This is a genomic window from Massilia sp. Root133, from assembly GCF_001426525.1.
GTDB lineage: Bacteria > Pseudomonadota > Gammaproteobacteria > Burkholderiales > Burkholderiaceae_D > Telluria > Telluria orientalis.
The window spans coordinates 284,206-304,230 of sequence record NZ_LMEW01000023.1 but is presented as its reverse complement, the minus strand read 5'-3'; the positions used below and the strand labels follow the sequence as shown (position 1 = coordinate 304,230).

The window sequence follows — 20,025 nt, the reverse complement described above, 5'->3', positions numbered from 1 at the left end:
CTGTAGTTCGACTACGCTCCGGAGACCATCATGCGCATTTCGCCCCGACTCGCCGCCCTGCTGCTCGGCAGCCTCTTCTTCACGAGCGCCGGCGTCCACGCGGCGCCCGCGCCGGCTCCCATCGACCACATGGACCCGCCGTTCTGGTGGACGGGCATGCACGACCGCCGCCTGCAATTGATGGTGCACGGCCCCGCCATCGCGGACCTGGAACCGGCCATCGCCTACTCCGGCGTGCGCATCGCGGCCGTGACGCGGGTGGCCAACCGCAACTACCTGTTCATCGACCTGGACATCGCCCCGGACGCGCAGCCGGGCGACGTCGCCATCGATTTCCGCGGCGCGCATCCGACGCGCCACATCTACCCCCTGCTGGCGCGGGCATCCGGATCGGCGGAGCGCAAGGGCTTCGGCAAGGGCGACGCGATCTACCAGCTGATGCCGGACCGCTTCGCCAACGGCGACACGCGCAACGACAGCGTGCCGGGACTCGCGGATAAACTCGATCGCAAGCTCGGCCACGGCCGCCACGGCGGCGACATCCAGGGCATCATCGACCACCTCGACTACATCGCGGGCATGGGCTTCACGCAACTGTGGCCCACGCCCCTCGTCGAGAACGACATGCCGGCCGCGTCCTACCACGGCTACGCGGCCACGGACCACTACCGGATCGACCCGCGCTACGGCAGCAACGAGGATTACGTGCGCCTGTCGAACGAAGCGAAGAAGCATGGCATCGGCGTGATCCAGGACGTCGTGCTGTCGCACATCGGCCTCAATCACTGGTGGATGAAGGACTTGCCGACGCCGGACTGGATCAACCACAACGACGGCCGTTTCGTCGCGACGATGCACCACCGGACGGCCGTGCAGGATCCGTACGCGGCAAAGGAAGACGCGAGCAACTTCACGACGGGCTGGTTCAGCCCCGGCATGCCCGACATGAACCAGACCAACCCGTTCGTCGCCAACTATCTCATCCAGAACAGCATCTGGTGGATCGAGTATGCGGGCCTGTCCGGCCTGCGCATCGACACGTTCGGCTATTCGGACGGCGCCTTCCTCGCGCAATACACGCAGCGCGTGCTGGCCGAGTATCCGCGCCTGAACATGGTGGGCGAGGAATGGAGCAAGCTGCCCGCCGTCGTCGCGCACTGGCAGCGCGCGCCGACCTCGATGCCCGACATGATGGACTTCCCGCTGACGGAGGCGATGCGCACGGCCCTCGCGGACAGGAACAACGAGAACGCCTTCAACGACGTGTACGAGATGCTGTCGCTGGACTATCTCTATCCGGACGCATCGAATCTCGTGCTGTTCGAGGGGAACCACGACATGGCGCGTTTGTACAGCGTCGTCGGCGAAGACGTCGAGCGCTGGAAGATGGACCTCGCGTTCATCATGACGATGCCGCGCATCCCGCATTTCTACGTGGGCGACGAGATCCTGATGACGAGCACCGTCGGCCGCCGCGACGACAGCAGCTACCGCCGCGACTTTCCCGGCGGCTGGGCCGGCGACAAGGTCGACGCCTTCACCGGCGCCGGCCTCACGCCGCGCCAGCGCGAGGCGCAGGCGTTCGTGAAGAAGCTCGTCAACTGGCGCAAGGGCGCGGCCGTCGTGCACGACGGGAAGCTGATGCAGTACGGGCCGGAGAACAATACGTGGGTCTACTTCCGCTATGACGGGAAACCGGGCGACAAGAAAAAGATCATGGTCGCGTTCAATGCGAACGGGAAGGAAGCCGTGCTGCCCGCCGGGCGCTTCCATGAGATGCTGTCCGGGGTCGCGGCCGGGACCGACGTCTTGACCGGCCAGCGTTTCGACCTGGGCAAGGAAATCCGCCTGCCCGCGAAGTCGGTTGTCATCCTCGAACTCTGAATCCTGCCATGATCAAGCACACCGTTCTCGCCGCCACCCTCTTCGCCCAATCCGTCGCCGCCATCGCGGCCGAAGCCCCGCCGCTGCGCTACGACATCTACGTGCGCGGCGCCTTCAACGGCTGGGGCACGGACAACGTGCTCGCCTGGCAGGGCAAGGGCATCTACCAGGCCGACATCCTCGTCAGCCCCGGCAACCACGCCTTCAAGATCGGCAGCAAGGACTGGGCCGCGGAATGGGTCGCGAATCCGGCCGCCAGCGTCAGCGTCAAGCTGGGCGACGCCTATGCGCTCGCGACCGAAGCGGGCCCGGAAGACTATCTGTTCACGAAGAAGACGACTACGTTCCGCTTCCGCGTCGACGTGTCGGATCCGAAGCGCCCCGTGCTGACGGTGACGCAGGTCGAGACGCCCGCGCCCGCGGCGGCAACGGACCCGCACGTGGGCGCCGGCGCGACGGCCACGCTGACCTTCCCCACGTGGGACGGCAAGGAAGAATCGGCGCGCTTTTCCGTGCGCGATCCGCAGGCGCCGCTGCGCAGCTATGCGCATTCGACGACGATGCAGTTGCGCGACCCGGGCCCGCAAGCGACGACGTACGAGGAGGACGCGGCGCTGCCCGTCGTCCGCAGCGGCAACCTCGCGTTCGACGCGCTGTTCGCGCTGGCCGGCCACGAGATGAAGCTGGATTCCGTGAAGGAGATCCGCGACGGGAACTACAACGGCGGCGCCGCGATCCCGTGCGACTGCTTCGAGACGGGCGAAAAGTGGCATTACGTGTGGACGCGCGACCTGTCGTATGCGGCCGATCTCGGTCTCGCCATGCTCGACCCGCAGCGCGTGCGCAATTCGCTTCTATTCAAACTGTCCGGCTGGCGCGCCGGTGTGCCGAAGGCGCCGCAGGTCGCGGGCTCGCCCGACGGCCTGCAGATCGTGCAGGACACGGGCAGCGGCGGCAGCTGGCCCGTCAGCACGGACCGCATCACGTGGGCCTTCGCGGCCGAAGAAGTCCTCAAGACGCTGCCGGCCGGCGAGCGCGCGGCGTTCGCGACGACAGCGCTGCAGGCACTGGCGAACACGATCGAGAACGACCGTATCGCCGCGTTCGACAAGACGACGGGCCTGTACACGGGCGAGGAATCGTTCCTCGACTGGCGCGACCAGACGTACGCAAAATGGATCACCGACGACCTGGCATCGATGGCCAGCAGCAAAGCGCTGTCGACCAACGTCGGCCACTACAAGGCGCTGACGCTCGCCGCGCAACTGGCCCGTGAACAGGGGGATAAAACGCGTGCCACGCGCTACGAGGGGTGGGCGCGCGACCTGAAGCGCGCGATCAACACGCACCTGTGGCTGGACGACGCCGGCATGTACAGCAGCCTCACGGCCGCGCACTTCGATGGCGCGCCGCTGCACAAGTTCGACTGGCTGGGACAATCGCTCGCGATCGTCATGGGCGTCGCGGACGGCGCCCGCGCGCAGAAAATCCTCGCCAGCTATCCGCACGGCCCGATGGGCGCGCCCGTCATCTGGCCACAGCAGCAGGACCTGCCGGTCTACCACAACCGCGCGATGTGGCCGTTCGTCACAGCGTACGGCCTGCGCGCCGCGATCGCGGGCGGCAACGTCGCGGTAGCCGATGCCGCATACGACACGCTGATGCGGGGTGCGGCACTCAATATGTCGAACATGGAAAACCTGGAGTGGCTGTCCGGCCAGCCGCTGCTGCTGGACGAGGCGCATCCGAACCTGATCGGCCCCGTCATCAATTCGAAGCGCCAGCTGTGGTCCGTCGGCGCCTATCTCGGCATGGTGATCCGCGACGTGTTCGGCGTCTCCACGACACGTGAGGGCGTCGAGGTGAAGCCGTTCGTGACGGCGAAGCTGCGCGGCGGCGTGTTCGCGGCCGGCGACAGCATCGCGCTGTACAACCTGCGTTTGCAGGGCCGCGCCGTCAACGTCAAGCTGCGGCTGCCGCCCGTGCCGGCGGCCGGCACCAGCGGTTATTACGCCGTCGAGCGCATCCTCGTCGACGGCAAGCCGGCCGGCAGCAGCATCCCGTGGAGCGCGCTGGATGCACACAGCGACATCGAGGTCCAGCTGGGCAAGCTGGTCGACGGCGCCACGGCCATCCGCCGCGTGAGCGCCGATCCGTATGCGGAAACGCCGACCGTGTTCGGTCCGCGCGAGCCGCGTATCGATGGCGTCGCGCGCGCAGGCGCGGCCACGACGGTGACGATCGTGCCGGCCGACCGGCAGACGGGCATCACCTACAACGTCTACCGCGACGGCAAGCTGGTCGCATCGAATCTCAACGCCGGCACATGGACTGACCGCGAGAACAGCGCCGCAGCATGCTACGCCGCCGAAGCGCAATACACGTCGTCCGGCAACCGCAGCCACCACAGCGTACCGCGCTGCGCAGGCGCCAGCGTGGCGATCGCCGCCACTGACCCGCGTGTGCAGGCCAGCGTGGCCATCGCACCGGGCAATGCGCGCTTCGCCGAAGCGCATCTCGCCAACTGGGGCCGGCCGGCCGACCGCCTCGACGTGCGCGCCGTGCGCGTTCCGCAGGCGGGCGACTACGCCGTGCAGGTCCGCTATCACAACGGCGCCAACCAGATCAACCTGGGCATCAGCGGTGGCGTAAAATGGCTGGCGCTCAAGGATGAGTCGGGACGCATCGTCGCGCAAGGCGTCGTACAACTGCCGCACGCGCGCATCGAGAAGGCGAACACGCCGACCGTGTATTCGACCCCGCTGGCGGCGCGCCTGAAGGCGAACGTCGCGTACCGGATCGAGATGAGCGACTTCTACAACATGAGTTATCTGGACAGCAACCGCAGCTTCAGCGCGGCCGGCGGCGTCGACGGCCCGTCGAACCGCTTCGACGTCTACGGCGTGCGGCTGCTGCGCACCAACGGAACGAAATGATGAAACGAATCGCAATCGCGGCCGCCGCGACCATGCTGCTGGCGCAGGCCCACGCCACCACCGTGCGCATCCACTACGCGGCCGGCCAGGACACCATCCAGGTCCGCGCCGACAAGGGCGCCGCCGGCTGGTCGCAGGGCGTGCCCGCGAAGCCGGAAGGCGGCCCGCTGAACGTATGGACGTTCACGTGGCCGGACACGCTGGGCGACATCCAGATGAAACCCACGCTGGGCGCGGACAAGGTGTCGATCGGCGGCGTGTACAAGCTGGCGGCGGGCAGCACGGTCGACATCTACCCGTTCTTCGGTCCGCCGTTCGGCAAGGTGACGATCGTGAAGGATTTCGCGTCGCCGCAACTGGACAACAAGCGCGCGCTGCGCATCTATCTCCCGCCCAGCTACGGCGAGAACGCGGCGAAGCGCTACCCCGTGCTGTACATGCACGACGGCCAGAACCTGTTCGATGCGAAGACGGCATCGTACGGCGTCGAATGGGGCATCGACGAGACGGTCAACCGTCTCGTGGCGACGGGCGTGATGGACGAGGTGATCGTCGTCGGCATCGACAACACGCCAGAACGCATCCCCGAATACACGCCCTGCTGCGATCCGAAATACGGCGGGGGCAAGCTGAATGCCTACGACGCGTTCATCGTCGAGACGGTGAAGCCGTACGTCGACCGCACGTACCGCACCTTGCCCGGCAAGGACACGACGGCGATCATGGGCTCGTCGCTGGGCGGCATCGCCTCGGTGCTGATCGCGCAGCGCCATCCGGGCATCTTCTCGAAGGCGGGCGGCGTCTCCAGCTCGTTCTGGTGGAACAACGGGGCGCTGCTGGCGAAGGTGCCGGACCGCGTGCCCGTGAAGTTCTACCTCGACGCCGGCACGCGCGACGACGGCCTGGACGACACGACGAAGATGCGCGACGCCATGCTGGCCAAGGGCTATCGCGAAACGGACGACCTGATGTTCTACAAGGCCGAGGGCGGGCGCCACAACGAGGCGTCGTGGGCCGCGCGCGTGGACAAGCCGCTGACCTGGTTCTTCCCGTGGGGTTCGACCCGGCAGTGACCGGCGTCAGAATTCCATGCTGTATAAATTGCTGCCGGCGTCGCCCGGCACGAGGTGGACGAACCGTTCGTACCGCATGCCCATCTTGCGCAGCAGGCCGTTGGACGCGAGGTTGTTGGGCGACGTGATGGCCAGCACGCGCTTGAGGCCCAGCGCGGGCGCGAGCGCCAGCACGGCCATGCCGGCCTCGTACGCATAGCCGCGGCCGCAGTAACGCGCCAGGTAGGCATAGCCGATGTCGACGCCGTCCAGCGTCTCGCGCTTGATCAGGCCGCACATGCCGATGGGCGTGCCGCTGTCCTTCAGTTCGACGACGTACAGCGAATGGCCGCGCACGTCCTGCATCGCGATCGGGCCGTCGAGCAGGGCCTGGACCGCGTCCTCGCGCGTGCGGATGCCGCGGTCGCCGATATGCTCCAGGAAGCCGCGATCGTTGACGAGCGCGAGATAGAAGTCGGCGTCGTCGCGGTCGGCGGTGCGCAGGCGCAGGCGCGGGGTCGCGAGGATATCCAGCGGCATCAGTCTTCTTCCGGCAGCGGCCAGCGCGCGGGGTCTTCGAGCAGCTTGTACATCACGTACGCATCGACATAGCCGAGCCGGCGATGGCGGTACGCTTTCGGCAAGGTGCCGACGATGGAAAAGCCGAGCCGCTTCCACAAGTGGATCGCGGGATTGTTCGTGCTGACGACGAAGTTGAACTGCATCGCCAGGTAGCCCTTGCGCCGCGCCTCGCCGATGCTGTGCTCGCCGAGCAAATGACCCACGCCGACGCCCTGCGCGTTCGGACTGACCATGTACGACGCATTGGCGACGTGCGCCCCGCGTCCCACGTGGTTCGGCTGCAGCTTGTACATCCCGAGGATCCGCTCCTCGCCGCGCACCGCGACATAGGTCGACGCCTCGGGTGCGAACCAGTAATCGTAGGTGTCTTCGCGACTCGTGCCCGCGTCCTGGGCATAGGTTTCGCCCTCGGCCGCGTGCGCCTGGAAAATGGTCCACATAGCATTGAAATCAGTTTCAGTAGCTGGACGAATCTGGATATCTTTCACTGCGTGACCTGCTGGGACGTATCGAAAGCGCAAGATTCTACCTTGGGATTCGGCTGCACGGATGCCGATCCGGTAAGGGGACGTAGAAAATTTCCGCTAAATAAAGGTAGGAAAGAATTGGTGCCGCCCGTTACTGCCCCGCCCGCTTTAATCGTTCCAATCGGAAATCAATCGACGCGGGACGACCCGGCAGGCGCAGGCTCGCGCGCGCCGCCGGCGCCTCGCTGATCACCTCGCCGGCACGCAGCACGAGCCGGCGCGCGGCGCGCAGGCGGATGGCCTCGACGGGGTCGCCCGCATCGAGCCAGACGAGGTCCGCGCGGCAGCCCGGCGCGATGCCATAGCCCTGCAGGCCGAGGATGCGCGCGGGGGTCTCCGTGACGGCCCGGAAGCACAGTCGCATCGCGGCCTGGCCCGTCATCTGCGCGACGTGCAGCCCCATGTGCGCGACTTCCAGCATGTCGCCGGACCCGAGGCCGTACCATGGGTCCATCACGCAATCGTGGCCGAACGCCACCGGCACGCCGGCCGCCAGCAATTCCGGCACCCGCGTCATGCCCCGGCGCTTCGGGTACGTGTCGTGGCGGCCCTGCAGGGTGATGTTGATGAGGGGATTCGCGATGGCGGCGACGCCGGATTCCGCCATCAGCGGCAGCAGCTTGCTCACATAATAGTTGTCCATCGAATGCATCGACGTGAGGTGCGAACCGGCGACCCTGCCCTGCAAGCCCAGGCGCAGCGTCTCTGCGGCAAGGGTCTCGATATGGCGCGACAGGGGATCATCGCTTTCGTCACAATGCATGTCGACCATCAGCCCCTGCTCCGCGGCGAATTCGCACAGCATGCGCACGGACTCGGCGCCGTCGGCCATTGTCCGTTCGAAATGCGGGATGCCGCCGACGACGTCCACGCCCATCCGGATGGCGCGCTTGAGATTGTCGAATGCGGTCTTGCTGCGCAGCAGGCCGTCCTGCGGGAACGCGACGAGTTGCAAATCGATGTAAGGTGCCACGCGGCGTTTGACGTCGAGCAGCGCTTCCACGGCCAGCAGGCGGTCGTCGCACACGTCGACGTGGCTGCGGATCGCCAGCAGGCCGCGCGCCACGGCCCAGTCGCAATACTGCAATGCCCGTTCGACGAGCGCCTCCTGCGCCAGTTGCGGCTTCAGTTCGCCCCACAGCGCAATGCCTTCAAGCAAAGTGCCCGATTCGTTCACGCGCGGCAGGCCATAGCTGAGCGTCGCGTCCATGTGGAAATGGGCGTCGACAAACGGCGGCGTCACGAGGTCGCCGCCGACGTCGATCTCGCGCGCGCCACGTTGCGGCAAGGCGGGCTCGACGGCAGAGATGGTGCCGCCCGCGATGGCGATGTCGACCGTGCGGCCATCGGCCAGGGTGGCGTTGCGGAGAACGAGATCCATGCGCGGGGCTCCTGATGGTTGGGACCTCATCAGATTACCATGCTGGTCATCTTGTCAATGATATATATCAAACCTCAATGCTGCACCGCAAGATTTCCTTGTAAAAACAACATAGAATTCCCTTTTCATCCCGCATGAACCCCTTTACACTAGACTTATTGCAGTGCGTCATAAACCGAATGGTTACAACCTGAAAGACAAGGAACCCAGATGACTTCATTCTCCGAACAGTTGTCCGCCGTCCGCAAGTCCCAATGGGAAGCACAGCTCGACGTGTTCCGGGCATTGAGCCAGCGCGCACTCGACAGCGCCGAACAGCTGATTGCGCTCAACATGAAGACCTCCCGCGCGTCGGTCGAACAAGCTACGGGAACCTTCAAGCAATTGCTCGAAATTACCAACCCGCGCGATTTCCTGGCCATCGGCACCACGGCCCAGGGCCAGTGGCAGCAATTCTTTTCCTACGGCCGCGAGCTGCTGGGCATTGCCGCCGGCACGCACGAGCGCGGCTGGAGCACGCAGCAGCCGCTTCAGTTGGTACCCGCCGCGACCGCGAACATCCCGACGTCCGTGCCCCAGTTCATGGAGCAGGCAGCCATCGCGACGGCCGACGCGGCCACAGTGAACAGCGAGATCGTTAGCGCCGCCGTCGATACCGGCTGCGCCATGGCCGAAGCGGCGCTGGACGCGGGCGCCCAAGCCATCAGCCGCGCCGAAGAAGCGGCGCCGCCGCAGGCCGAGCCGCAGACCGAGCCGCAGGCAGCCGAACCGCTCACGACCACCGTGACCGAGGCGGTGTCCGCGCAACCGGAAGCGCCGGCCGCCGATCCGGTCGAAACGGCCATCGCCGACGAGGTGCCGCCCGCCAGGGCCAAGCCGCTCGCGAAAGCGCTGAACAAGGTCGCACCGAAACCGGCCGCCGCCGAGCATCCGGTCGCATCGACCGTGCCGCTGGAAGCCGGTCCGCACGTGGAACTGCCGATCGTCACGCCGACCGAGAGCACGCCGCCGCTGCGCGTCGTGACCCACGGCGGCAAGACCTCGCGCTCGCAGCGCAAGAAGTAACGGCGGCACGGCATCTGCAAAGGTGCTGTAAAACTAGTAAATTAGCGGGCCTTGGCCCGCTTTTTCTTTTTCACTCACCAACAACAAGAACAGGATCTTCAATGGGTTTGGCAAAGCTGATCGGCGGCTTCGTGCGCCGGCACTGGCGTTCGTACGCATCGTCGGCGGTGATGCTGTTCGGCGTGGCGCTGTGCACCGTGCTCGTGCCGCGCAAGGTCGGCGCGATGATCGACGGCCTCGCCGCGCACCGCCTCGGCGGCCATGACCTGCTCATCCAGATCGCGCAACTGCTCGGCCTCGGCCTCGCGATCTACGGCCTGCGCGTGGCATGGCGCCTGCGCCTGTATTCCGCGTCGTACCGGCTCGGCGTGGAACTGCGCACGAAGTTGTACGACCGCCTGTCCGCGCAAGGCCCCGCCTTCTTCCAGCGCCAGCGCACGGGCGACCTGATGGCGCTCGGCACCAACGACATCGACGCCATCGAGCAGGCGGCCGGCGAAGCGATGCTGGCCGGCTTCGACGGCACGCTCACGCTCGTCATGGTGCTGGGCATCATGTTCCTCGGCGTGGACTGGCGCCTGACGACGATCGCCCTGCTGCCGTTCCCGTTGATGGCGCTGGCGTTCTGGCGCATCTCGAGCCACATCCACACGGCGTCCACGGATTCGCTGAAGCGCTTCTCCGCGCTGAACGACCACGTGCAGGAGACGCTGTCCGGCGTGCGCACCCTGCGCGCCCTCGGCCTGGAACAGCGCAGCGCCGACCAGTTCGCGCAACTGGCCGCGCGCGCCGCCGACGCGAGCCTCGCGGCGCAAAAATGGGAAGCGGCGTACGAACCGGCCGTCGGCCTCACGCTCACCGCCGCCACCGGCCTCACGCTGGGCCTCGGCGGCTATCTCGTGTGGCAGGGCCAGATCACGATCGGCAGTCTCACCAGTTTTACCATGTACCTCGGCCAGCTGATCTGGCCGATGTTCGCCGCGGGCTGGGTGCTGTCGCTGATCGAACGCGGACGCGCCGCCCTCGCGCGCCTGCAGCCGCTGCTCGATGCGCCGCTGACCGTCGACGACCGCGGGACGCTGGAGACGCTCGCGCGCGGGCCGCTCGTGCTGGACCACGTCCGCTTCCATTACAGCGACGACGCGCGCCCCGCGCTGGACGACGTCTCGCTGCGCCTGGAACCGGGCAAGACGCTGGGCCTCGTGGGCGCCACGGGCGCGGGCAAATCCACCTTGCTGCGCGTGCTGCTGCGCCAGGCCACGCCGCAGCACGGCCTGGTCACGTGGGGCGGTCATGCGCTGGAAGACTACAAGCTCCAGACCCTCCGCGCGCACATCAGCTGGGTGCCGCAGGAATCGTTCCTGTTCTCCGCGTCGATCGCGGAAAACATCGCCCTCGGCCGCCCGGGCGCAGCGCGCGCGGAGATCGAGCAGGCGGCGAAGATGGCCGCGATCCACGACGACATCCTCCGCTTCCCGGACGGCTACGACACGCCCGTCGGCGAAAAGGGCATCACGCTGTCGGGCGGGCAGCGCCAGCGCGTGGCGATCGCGCGCGCGCTGCTGGCCGACAGCGCCCTGCTGCTGCTCGACGACGCGCTGTCCGCCGTCGACACGGGCACGGAAACGAACATCCTCGACCATTTGAACGACGTGCGCCGCGAACGCCCGGAACTGTCGGCCATCATCGCGAGCCACCGCCTGTCGGCCGTCGTGAACGCGGACCTGATCGTCGTGCTGCGCGAAGGCCGTATCGTGGAGCGCGGCACGCACGACGAACTGCTCGCCCTGGACGGCTGGTATGCCAGCCAGTGGCGCTACCAGCAACTGGAGGCCAGCCTCGATGCCATCTGAAGACGTCAAAAAGAGCGCGATCAAGAGTGTGACTGCGGCGCAGGCGCGCCAGGCGGCGAGCCTGCTGCGCCGCGCCGCCCATCCGGACCGCGCCCACCTCGGCTGGGCCACGCTGTGGCTGATCCTCGCGGCCGGCCTGGAAGTGGTCGGTCCCCTGCTGGGCAAGAAGCTGATCGACGACCACCTGCTGCCGCACCACCTCGACTGGACGCGCATGGGGTGGCTGCTGGCCGGCGTCGTCGTCACGGGCATGGCCGCGTCGTGGCTACGCTTCCTGCAGCTCGTGCGCCTGTCCGGCATGGCGATGCGCGCCGTGCAGCGCCTGCGCGAATGGGTGTACGGCCACGTGCTGCGCCTGCCGATGGCGTTCTTCGACCGCGCCATCACGGGCCAGCTCGTGAGCCGCGTCACCAACGACACCGAGGCGGTGAAAACCCTGTACATCCAGGTGCTGTTCGTGATCCTCGATTCCAGCATCGTCCTCGTCGGCACGTCCATCGCGATGGCGTGGCTGGACTGGCGCCTGATGGTGATCGTGCTGGCGCTCGTGCCGGCCGTCCTGGGCATCGTGTGGCTGTACCAGCGGCTGTCCGCGCCGGCGGTCACGCGCGCGCGGGCGCTGCGCAGCGACATCAACGGCCAGATGGCGGAATCCATCGGCGGCATGAGCGTGCTGCAGGCGAACAATGCGCAGCACCGCTTCGGCCAGCGCTTCGCCCACACCAACGACCAGCACTACACGGCCCGCGTGGCCGAGCTGCGCGCCAACGCCTTCCTGCTGCGGCCCGCGCTCGATTTCCTCAACGTGGTCCTGCTGGCCGTCGTCATCTACAGCTTCGGCCAGCGCAGCATGAATGCCGTCGAAGTGGGCGTGCTGTACGCGTTCATCAGCTACATCGCGCGCGTCGTGGAACCGCTCATCCAGATCACGATGCAGTTCTCGGGCCTGCAGCAGGCCGTCGTCGCCACGGCGCGCGTGGCCGCGCTGCTCGACGAAGCGGGCGCCGCGGAGCACCAGGCCGGCCGCGTCACCTCCGCACGCAAGCCCGTGGCGGCCGACGTCCCCGCCGTGCGCGTGCGCGACCTCTCCTTCGGCTACGCGGCAGGCCAGACCGTGCTGCACGACCTGTCGCTGGACATCCCGCAGGGCGCGTTCTTCGGCATCGTCGGCCACACGGGCAGCGGCAAGTCGACGCTGCTGTCGCTGCTGCTGCGCTACTACAATGTCGAGCAAGGCACCATCACCCTGTTCGGCGAACCGCTGGCGACGATCGGCAACGAGCGCTTCCGCGCGGAGGTCGGCCTCGTGCCGCAGGATCCGTTCCTGCTGGCGGCGTCGGCACGCGAGAACATCGACATGGGCCGCGGCCTTTCTCAGGCAGCCATCGAGGCGGCCGCGCGCGCCGCGCATGCGCACGAGTTCATCGCGCGGCTGGAGCAGGGCTACGACACGCCGCTGGGCGAAGGCGGCTCGCGCCTGTCGTCCGGCCAGAAGCAGCTGATCGCGATCGCGCGCGCCCTCGCCGGCCGGCCGCGCATCCTGCTGTTGGACGAGGCCACGTCGCGCATCGACAGCCAGACGGAGCAGATCGTGCAGCAGGCGCTGGACGAGTTGCGCGGCCAGGTCACGATCATCGCCATCGCGCACCGGCTGTCGACGATCCGCGACGCCGACCGCATCGTCGTGCTGAACCACGGCCGTATCAGCGAATCGGGCAGCCACGACGACCTGATGCGCATTGAAGGCGGCCTGTACCAGCGGCTGTATTTGCTGCAACAACTGAGCGTTTGACCGCGCCCTTTGCTTCCCCGATATCGTTGACGCCGTAGAAACTTTATTAGTTAAACACTATTTTTGTGACGGCGCGGCTTTTTGGATACGAAACCTGTATTTTTTACGCACAATCGTTCCATTAATTGATCTTTCTCAATTGCAAGAGCCTATAATCGCGTACGCAGATGTCCTAAATTAAGGGACTACACTTCCTCGGGGAGGCATGTTGGCAGGTCTATACCGTGCAGCGCAGCACCGCCGCAGCCGTGCGCTGCTGGCTCTGCTATTGGTCGTTTCCGGAAGCACGCTGGCCGCCGATGTGCCGGAAGAGCCTGTGCGTGCGCGCTTTGCCGAACTCGGGGAAATCATCCGCGTCACGCCCCAGCGCGCGGTGCCGCTGCTGGCCGGCCTGGACGCCCAGGCGCGCCGCACGCCCGCCGAATACGCCCGCCTGCTCACGCTGTCCTGCGACCTGAGCCACCGCCTCGGCAAGCACGTGGAAGCCGTCCAGCTGTGCGAACAGGCACTGCAACTGGGCCGCCAGGTGCACGACGACAGCCTCGTCGCGCGCGCCCTGCTCTCCAAGGCGTATGCCCTGTTCGGCCTGAACGAAATGAGCCAGTCGCACCAGCTGGTGTGGGAAGCCGAACGCCTCGCCGCCGCCAGCACCGACGTCGACCTGCGCATCCTCGTGCAGATCTCCTCGGGCGAATCGTTCGCCGAGGAAGGCAACTTCCCCGTCGCGCTGACCAAGATGCAGGGCGCCGTGACGCTCGCGCGCCAGAGCGGCAACAAGCTGCAGATCGCCGTCGCGCTCAAGTCGCTGGCCTACCTGTACAACCAGATGCGCGAATTCGACAAGGGGTTCGAGGCGATCGGCGAAGCGGAACAGCTGGCGGAGGCGATCGATTCGCCGGGCCGCCTGGCGATCTTCAAGACGACGGAATACATCCTTGCCGCCAACAGCGGCGACATGGGACGGGGCACGACGGCCCTGCTGTCGGCGCTCGCGCTGGAACGCCGCATCGGCGCCGACGCGATGATCGCCAACACGCTCGTCAACCTGGCCGACTCGTACCTGAAGCAGCAGGACTGGCGCCGCGCGCTCGCGTACGCCCAGCAGGCGCTGGAGCAGGCGCAGAAGCTGCACGACGACGCCCTCGCCGCCACGGCTCGCGTCAACGTCGGCCAGGCCTATCTCGGCATGGGCCGCCTGGCCGAGGGCAAGAAGCACATCGAGCAGGGCATGGACTGGTACCAGCGCTCCGGCAACAAGCCCGACCAGCAGAGTGTCCTCGTCGAATACGGCGACGCGCTGGAACGCGCCGGCGACCTGCCCGGCGCGCTGGCCGCGTATCACCGCGAGCGCGCGCTGTCGAACGAATTGTTCGAGACGCGCCGCCAGAAGGCGATGATGGAGCTGCAGGAAAAATACGAGGCCGACAAGCGCCAGCGCCAGATCGAGATGCTGCGCCAGGAAAACCAGGTCAAGTCGACCGAAATCGACAACCGCCGCCTGCAGCAGCGCATCTGGTGGCTGCTGGCGCTCGTATTCGCGCTCGCGTCGGTCATCGTCGGCATCCTGTACCGCAAGGTGCGGCACGCCAACGCCCAGCTCGAGGTCAAGAACCATGAACTCAAGCAGCAGAGCGCGCGCGACCCGCTGACGGCGCTGTACAACCGCCGCCACTTCCAGGAATTCATGCGTTCGCACCAGGACATCGGGCGCCAGGGTGCGGGCACGAGCGGCGAGGACATGGTCAGCGCAATGTTCCTGCTCGACGTCGACCACTTCAAGCACATCAACGACACGTACGGCCACGGCGCCGGCGACGCCGTGCTGCGCGAGATCGCGGAAGCGCTGCGCGAGATCCTGCGCGAGACCGACATGATCGTACGCTGGGGCGGCGAGGAATTCCTCGCCTTCCTGCCGGCCGTGCCGAGGAACAGCCTCGACGAGGTGGCGCGCCGCCTGCTGGCCGGCATCCCGGCACGCACGATCGACTACCAGGGCACGCGCCTGTCGGTGAACGTATCGATCGGCTTCGCGCCGTTCCCGCTCGTGCCGGGCACTCCCATCTCGTGGGAACGCGCGATCAACATCGTCGACATGGCGCTGTACCTCGCCAAGGGCCACGGCCGCAACCGCGCGTACGGCGTGCGCGGCGTGTCCGGCCTCGATCCGGCGGCGCTGGACGAGGTCGAGAACGACATCGAAAAGGCGTGGCGCGCGGGGCTCGTGGACCTGGCGATCGTGACGGGGCACGTGCCGGAATTACGAATGGCGTCTTGAACCTCGTCGTCCTCGCGAAAGCGGGGACCCATGCCGAGTCTCCGAAGCCCGGCGTCAAGAATACCGCGGTGTTTCCGACGCACCGAATCCGGTTGCTCGGTATGGGTTCCCGCTTCCGCGGGAACGACGGTCAGGTCACTTAGCCGCCTGCTGCATCTTCTCCCCGGCCTGTTCCACCTTCTCCCCGACCCGTTCCGTCGCTTCCTTCGCGCCCTCGCGCGCCTCGCGCACGGCCTGGTCGGCTTTCTGGACCTGGGCCTGGACCTTGTCCTCCACCTTCTCGTTGATCCGGTCGATCTTCTCGTTCACGTGGTCGAGCTTTTCCTGCACGCGTGCGCCAGCCGCGTCGACCTTCGCCTGCGCCCGCGCGCCCGCGTCGTCGATCGCCTTGCCGGCCTGCTGGGCAGGACCCACACCGTCCGTGCCACGGTTGCACGCCGCCAGGAGACAGCCCGCCAGCAGCGCGCCGATGATGGATATCCGATTCATCTTGCACCCTCCTTTGTTGCCGAATATACACCTGCGCCACGCGCCGCGGCGGACGCTTCGAACGGCGCATCCGTCAGCGTGCGCAGGAACGCGACGATGGCGTCGATGTCCGCATCGTCGAGCGCCGGCTTCATCCCCTTGCGGCGGTTGTACGGCATGGTGGCCACGTTGACGTTGCCGAGGTGGCGCGGCGCCACATCGTCGAACGGGCGGCCGTTCCGGTACCAGCGTTCCGGCTCGATCGAGCGGGTGGCGTAGAACGCGACGGCGTCGCGCAGGTCGGAGAAGACGCCGTTGTGCATATAGCGCTCGCGCGCGGCCACGTTGCGCAGGCTCGGCGTGCGGAAGTAGCCGCACCACTGCCCGGGCTCTTTCCAGCCTTTTGCACGCCCCGTCGCGCACAAGCCCTCGTCGAAATGGCGCGGGTCGCGGTTGGCGGGAATGGCCCGGTTGCGCGGCACGGCGAGGGCGTCGTAGCCGAAGTCCGTGAACAGCGAGCGGGCCGGGTTGGTCGACGTCTCGTTGAACTTGTGGCAGCTCGCGCAGTTGCCGCGGTCCGGGTCCTTGAACAGTTTTAGCCCGCGCAGTTCCTGCGGCGTGAGTGTCGCCTTTCCCTGCACCCAGGCGTCGTAGCGCGACGAGAACGGCGACATGTCGCGGCTTTGCAGGAAGGCGTCCATCGCGGCGCCCAGGGCCGCCAGGGTGCTGGCCGTCGTCCTGAATACGGCCGGGCCGAAGGCCTGTCTGAAACCGTCCGCGTACGGCGCGGCGCGCAGCTTGCGGGCGATGTCGGCCTCGCTCCGGTTGTGCATCTCGAGCGGATCGAGCAGCGGATGGCGCACCAGTTCCACGACGGTGTCCACGCGGCCGTCCGTGAACAGGCCGCCGAACGGCGTGGGCGCGAGTGCGTCGTCGTCCTGGTAGAAGAACAGCGGCGGCACGTACGCGGCGTACAGCGCCGACGGCACGTTGCGCCTGCCGACGAGGTCCGGCCTGCTGCCCAGCGCCACGCCGATGCGCGAGCCGTGGTTGCCCGCGAAACCCTGCGCGGGATCGTGGCAGCTGGCGCAGCTCGTGCCGGCCGGCTCGGACAGGCGCGTGTCGAAGAACACCTGCCGGCCCAGCGCCACGCGCGCGGGCGCGGGCGAGAACGGGCCGGCCACGCCGGGCATCGCGGGCAGTTGCGGCGTGCCGGCGAATGCGGTGGATGCCGCCAGCACGCTTGCGACGATGAATGACTTACCCAGCAAGGAAGCCCGCCTTGTCGCAATTGAGGCGGTTGTTGGCCAGCGCGCACGTGGCCATCAAGGTGCCCGTCTTCGTGTAGGCCTTGTACGTCCAGCCGCTGCCCGCGCGTTCCATCAGCATGAAGCCGAACGTATTGCCGTGCGTGATGCGGTCGACCGTCACGCCCGGCGCCGGCGGCAGGTTGGCGGGAAATGGGTCGGGCAGCGCGACGTCGAGGTTGTCGCCGCCGTTCCCGCTCACGAACGTGGCAGGATGATTGGATGCGAAGCTGATCGCCTGGAAGTCGTGCACGTGGCCGTGGATTGCGAGCGATACGCCGGCCGGATAGTACGCGGTCGCGTTCAGCTGCTGCATCACCGACAGCAGCGCCGCATTGCCGCCCGCCGGCGCGCCGCCCGCGATCGGCGCGTAGCCGAGGATCGGGTGGTGGTTGACGAACAGGCTCGTCGTCTTCGCCTTGCCGGCCAGCTGGGCGACCGTCCTGAATTCGTCCTGGTACGTGAGGAATTGCGGATCGTTCGTCGCGAGCGCCGCCTTGCCGGCCTTGGCGGAATCGAACACGATCACCTGCGTGTCGCTCCCGAGCGGCACGGCATACGGCGCGGTGTAGTTGGCGGCGGCGTCGTTGGCCGGATCGTCGCAGGTGCGCTTCGCGCTGTAGGCCTGCGTGTCGAGCAGGCGGAACCAGCCCTGGCCGGCGCGCGCGCATTCCTCGTGGTTGCCGCGCACGACGATCCACGGCGCCGCGGCCAGCAGCGGCGCGGCCGGCTTGAACAGGTCCGCTTCCCACGTGTCCCAGCCATAGCCCCACGGGCTGTCCTTGCAGCCGGCGATGTCGGACGGGCAGGCGTTTTCGCGGTAATGGTAATCGCCGATGTGCATGACGAGGTCCGGCCGCAGCTTCGCGGCCGTGGCGGCGATCTGCGCCAGCGGCCACGCGTCGGCGTCGTTGCACGACTGCCAGGCGTTGTCGGCCTTTTTCAAACGGCAGCCCGTGTCGGCCAGGATGACGATGCGTTGCGGCGCCGCCTTCGGCAGCGGCAGCGCCCTGCTGCCGACGTGCGCCTCTTTCGCATCCGCCGCCACGGCCGCTTCGCACACGTTGAGCGGGAACGCGGACGGTTTCGAGTCGGCGGCGGCGCTGGCGGTCGTGCGCTGCGCCGGCGTGCCGGCGGCGGCGCGCAGGGTCATGCGCGTGTCGCCGCCGTCGACCGTGATCACGGGGCACGTGCCGTACGTCGTGGCCGCGCGCGCGACCGGCTTGCCGCCGTCGCCCATCACGACCCACGCATATTTCACGTAGTCGTCCTTCGTCGCTTCGTCGATATGCGTGGCGCTGCAGCCGGCGAGCAGGCTGGCCACTGCGACGGCGCCGAGGGTCCGGCCGTTCGATCCGATCATCTGTGTGTCCCTTCGTGCGTGATTGAAATCGCAACACGATAAGGACGCAATATGACCCCGCTATGACATCCGCCAGTCCTCGCGCATCAGGTCCACGTAGCGCCGCGCACCGAGGCCCAGCGGTCGCTCGCGCGACCACACGACGTCGACCCACAGACGCAGCGCGTTGCTGATGTTGTCGAAGCCGATCTCCACGAGGCTCCCGGCCGCCACCAGCGGTTGCGCGAGCGCGCGCGGCAGATACGCCCAGCCGAGGCCCGCCTGCACGAGGTTCAGGGTGGCGAGGTAGTTGTCGACGCGCCACACGTCGCGCGCGTGCACGAAGCGCGGATCCCTGCCCGCGCCATCGCGGCCCGCGACGACGACCTGGCGCTGGTCGATCAGGTCTTCCAGCCGCGGCGCGCCGCCCGTCAGCAACGGATGGCCGGGCGCCACCACCGCGACGAGCAGTTCGCTGCCCACTTCCTGGAACTCCTCGCGGTCGTCCAGCCGCTCGCGCTCGAACACGAGGGCAAGCTGCACGCTCCCGTCGTGCAGCAGGCGCAGCGCGTCCGCCTGCGGCGCCGACAGCACTTCCACTTCGAGCGACGGGAATTCGCGCGCCAGCACGGCCAGCGGCGCGCTCCAGCGGCCCGCGATCAGTTCCGGCACGACGGCCAATGTCAACCGCCGTTCCAGCCCGCCGTGCAGCGCGAGCGCGTCCGCCTGCAGCCGCCGCATTTCGCTGGCGACGTGGCGCGCGCGCGGCTCCAGCGCCCGCGCGGCGTCCGTCGGGCGCGGGTCGCGTCCCGACCGGTCGAACAGGACCAGATCCAGCTCCGCTTCGAGCTGGGCGATGGCCATGCTGACGGCCGACGGCACGCGTCCCTGCGCGCGGGCCGCCGCCGAGAAGGAGCCGTGGTCGAGCACGGCCAGGAAGATGCGCACGCTGTCGCTGGTGAATGCCATGACCTGTCAATAAAGTTGAAAGATTCTGACTTTATACATCAACTTGACCGACATATCTTTACGCCATCGAGATTGGAAAGAGCAAAACCATGCAAGGCATCAAACGCAAGATCGTCTACGTCACACTGTACGAAGCCATCGCCATCGCGAGCACGACGGCCGGCCTGGCCGGCCTCGCCGACCACGACGCGGGCGCCGCCGGCATCGCCGCCGTCCTCGCGTCGGCGACGGCCGTCGCCTGGAACCTCGTCTACAACACCTTGTTCGAAGCGTGGGAAGCGCGCCAGGCCAAGCGCGGCCGCAGCCTGCTGCGCCGCGTCGTCCACGCCATCGGCTTCGAGGGCGGTCTCGTGCTCGCCATCGTCCCGATGTTCGCGTGGGCGCTGGACACGTCGCTCGTCGACGCCTTCCTGCTCGACATCGGCCTCGTCGTGTTCTTCGTCCTCTACAGCTTCGCGTTCAACTGGGCGTTCGACCTCGTGTTCGGGTTGCCGAAGGCGGCAGCCTGACGTCCGGTTCACCCCGGCCGTCTCCCGGTTCGCCACATTCCGCTCGCCCGCGCGTGCACGCCGGCGTAGCCTGACCGGCATTC

15 protein-coding genes are annotated in these 20,025 nt (G+C 67.5%); 8 read left to right on the top strand and 7 right to left on the bottom strand.

Annotated elements, in window-relative coordinates; all coding sequences use genetic code 11:
• Positions 1 to 30: 30 nt before the first annotated feature.
• The 3 genes from ASD28_RS17245 to ASD28_RS17235 are packed head-to-tail and all read left to right on the top strand — an operon-like array spanning position 31 to position 5,893.
• Entirely contained in the window at positions 31 to 1,884 is a 1,854-nt protein-coding gene (locus ASD28_RS17245) for a glycoside hydrolase family 13 protein (protein WP_056130521.1), read from the top strand.
• An 8-nt stretch (positions 1,885 to 1,892) separates the two neighbouring features.
• On the top strand, positions 1,893 to 4,820 hold the full coding sequence (locus ASD28_RS17240; protein WP_056130518.1) for a hypothetical protein: 2,928 nt from the start codon (positions 1,893 to 1,895) through the stop codon (positions 4,818 to 4,820).
• Positions 4,820 to 5,893 (top strand): alpha/beta hydrolase, encoded by a 1,074-nt coding sequence (locus tag ASD28_RS17235; protein WP_229412400.1) that lies wholly within the window; start codon positions 4,820 to 4,822, stop codon positions 5,891 to 5,893. The genes ASD28_RS17240 and ASD28_RS17235 overlap by 1 nt, the downstream gene beginning before the upstream one ends.
• A gap of 6 nt (positions 5,894 to 5,899) precedes the next feature.
• Here the strand turns inward: ASD28_RS17235 and ASD28_RS17230 are convergent, their stop codons facing one another.
• The 3 genes from ASD28_RS17230 to ASD28_RS17220 all read right to left on the bottom strand — a co-directional run bounded on the left by ASD28_RS17230 (position 5,900) and on the right by ASD28_RS17220 (position 8,362).
• A complete protein-coding gene (locus ASD28_RS17230) occupies positions 5,900 to 6,412 on the bottom strand; it encodes a GNAT family N-acetyltransferase (protein ID WP_056130513.1) in 513 nt (170 codons plus the stop codon).
• Entirely contained in the window at positions 6,412 to 6,894 is a 483-nt protein-coding gene (locus tag ASD28_RS17225) for a GNAT family N-acetyltransferase (protein WP_202114401.1), read from the bottom strand. The genes ASD28_RS17230 and ASD28_RS17225 overlap by 1 nt, the downstream gene beginning before the upstream one ends.
• Positions 6,895 to 7,072: 178 nt before the next feature.
• Entirely contained in the window at positions 7,073 to 8,362 is a 1,290-nt protein-coding gene (locus ASD28_RS17220; protein ID WP_056130506.1) for an amidohydrolase family protein, read from the bottom strand.
• A gap of 210 nt (positions 8,363 to 8,572) precedes the next feature.
• Here ASD28_RS17220 and ASD28_RS17215 point away from each other — a divergent pair, with 210 nt between their 5' ends.
• The 4 genes from ASD28_RS17215 to ASD28_RS17200 all read left to right on the top strand — a co-directional run bounded on the left by ASD28_RS17215 (position 8,573) and on the right by ASD28_RS17200 (position 15,347).
• Entirely contained in the window at positions 8,573 to 9,427 is an 855-nt protein-coding gene (locus tag ASD28_RS17215) for a phasin family protein (RefSeq protein WP_056130504.1), read from the top strand.
• 101 nt (positions 9,428 to 9,528) lie between these two features.
• Positions 9,529 to 11,280, top strand: a complete 1,752-nt coding sequence (locus ASD28_RS17210; RefSeq protein ID WP_056130501.1) for an ABC transporter ATP-binding protein — start codon at positions 9,529 to 9,531, stop codon at positions 11,278 to 11,280.
• Entirely contained in the window at positions 11,270 to 13,072 is a 1,803-nt protein-coding gene (locus ASD28_RS17205) for an ABC transporter ATP-binding protein (RefSeq protein WP_056130498.1), read from the top strand. The genes ASD28_RS17210 and ASD28_RS17205 overlap by 11 nt, the downstream gene beginning before the upstream one ends.
• Before the next feature lie 205 nt (positions 13,073 to 13,277).
• Positions 13,278 to 15,347 (top strand): tetratricopeptide repeat-containing diguanylate cyclase, encoded by a 2,070-nt coding sequence (locus ASD28_RS17200; RefSeq protein WP_056130494.1) that lies wholly within the window; start codon positions 13,278 to 13,280, stop codon positions 15,345 to 15,347.
• Positions 15,348 to 15,482: 135 nt separating this feature from the next.
• On the opposite strand, the gene ASD28_RS17195 is transcribed toward ASD28_RS17200, so the two are convergent.
• From ASD28_RS17195 to ASD28_RS17180, 4 genes are read right to left on the bottom strand one after another with little or no spacing between them, the layout of a single operon-like run.
• Positions 15,483 to 15,836: a hypothetical protein gene (locus tag ASD28_RS17195; RefSeq protein ID WP_056130491.1), complete on the bottom strand. Its 354-nt coding sequence runs from the start codon at positions 15,834 to 15,836 to the stop codon at positions 15,483 to 15,485.
• A complete protein-coding gene (locus tag ASD28_RS17190) occupies positions 15,833 to 17,086 on the bottom strand; it encodes a cytochrome c peroxidase (RefSeq protein ID WP_229412027.1) in 1,254 nt (417 codons plus the stop codon). Before ASD28_RS17190 ends, ASD28_RS17195 begins: the two co-directional genes overlap by 4 nt.
• Entirely contained in the window at positions 17,076 to 18,485 is a 1,410-nt protein-coding gene (locus ASD28_RS17185) for a metallophosphoesterase (RefSeq protein ID WP_056130488.1), read from the bottom strand. The genes ASD28_RS17190 and ASD28_RS17185 overlap by 11 nt, the downstream gene beginning before the upstream one ends.
• Positions 18,486 to 18,545: 60 nt before the next feature.
• Entirely contained in the window at positions 18,546 to 19,433 is an 888-nt protein-coding gene (locus ASD28_RS17180; RefSeq protein WP_056130485.1) for a LysR family transcriptional regulator, read from the bottom strand.
• Between the two features lie 89 nt (positions 19,434 to 19,522).
• Here ASD28_RS17180 and ASD28_RS17175 point away from each other — a divergent pair, with 89 nt between their 5' ends.
• Positions 19,523 to 19,942: a PACE efflux transporter gene (locus tag ASD28_RS17175; protein WP_056130482.1), complete on the top strand. Its 420-nt coding sequence runs from the start codon at positions 19,523 to 19,525 to the stop codon at positions 19,940 to 19,942.
• The last annotated feature ends 83 nt before the right edge of the window (positions 19,943 to 20,025 follow it).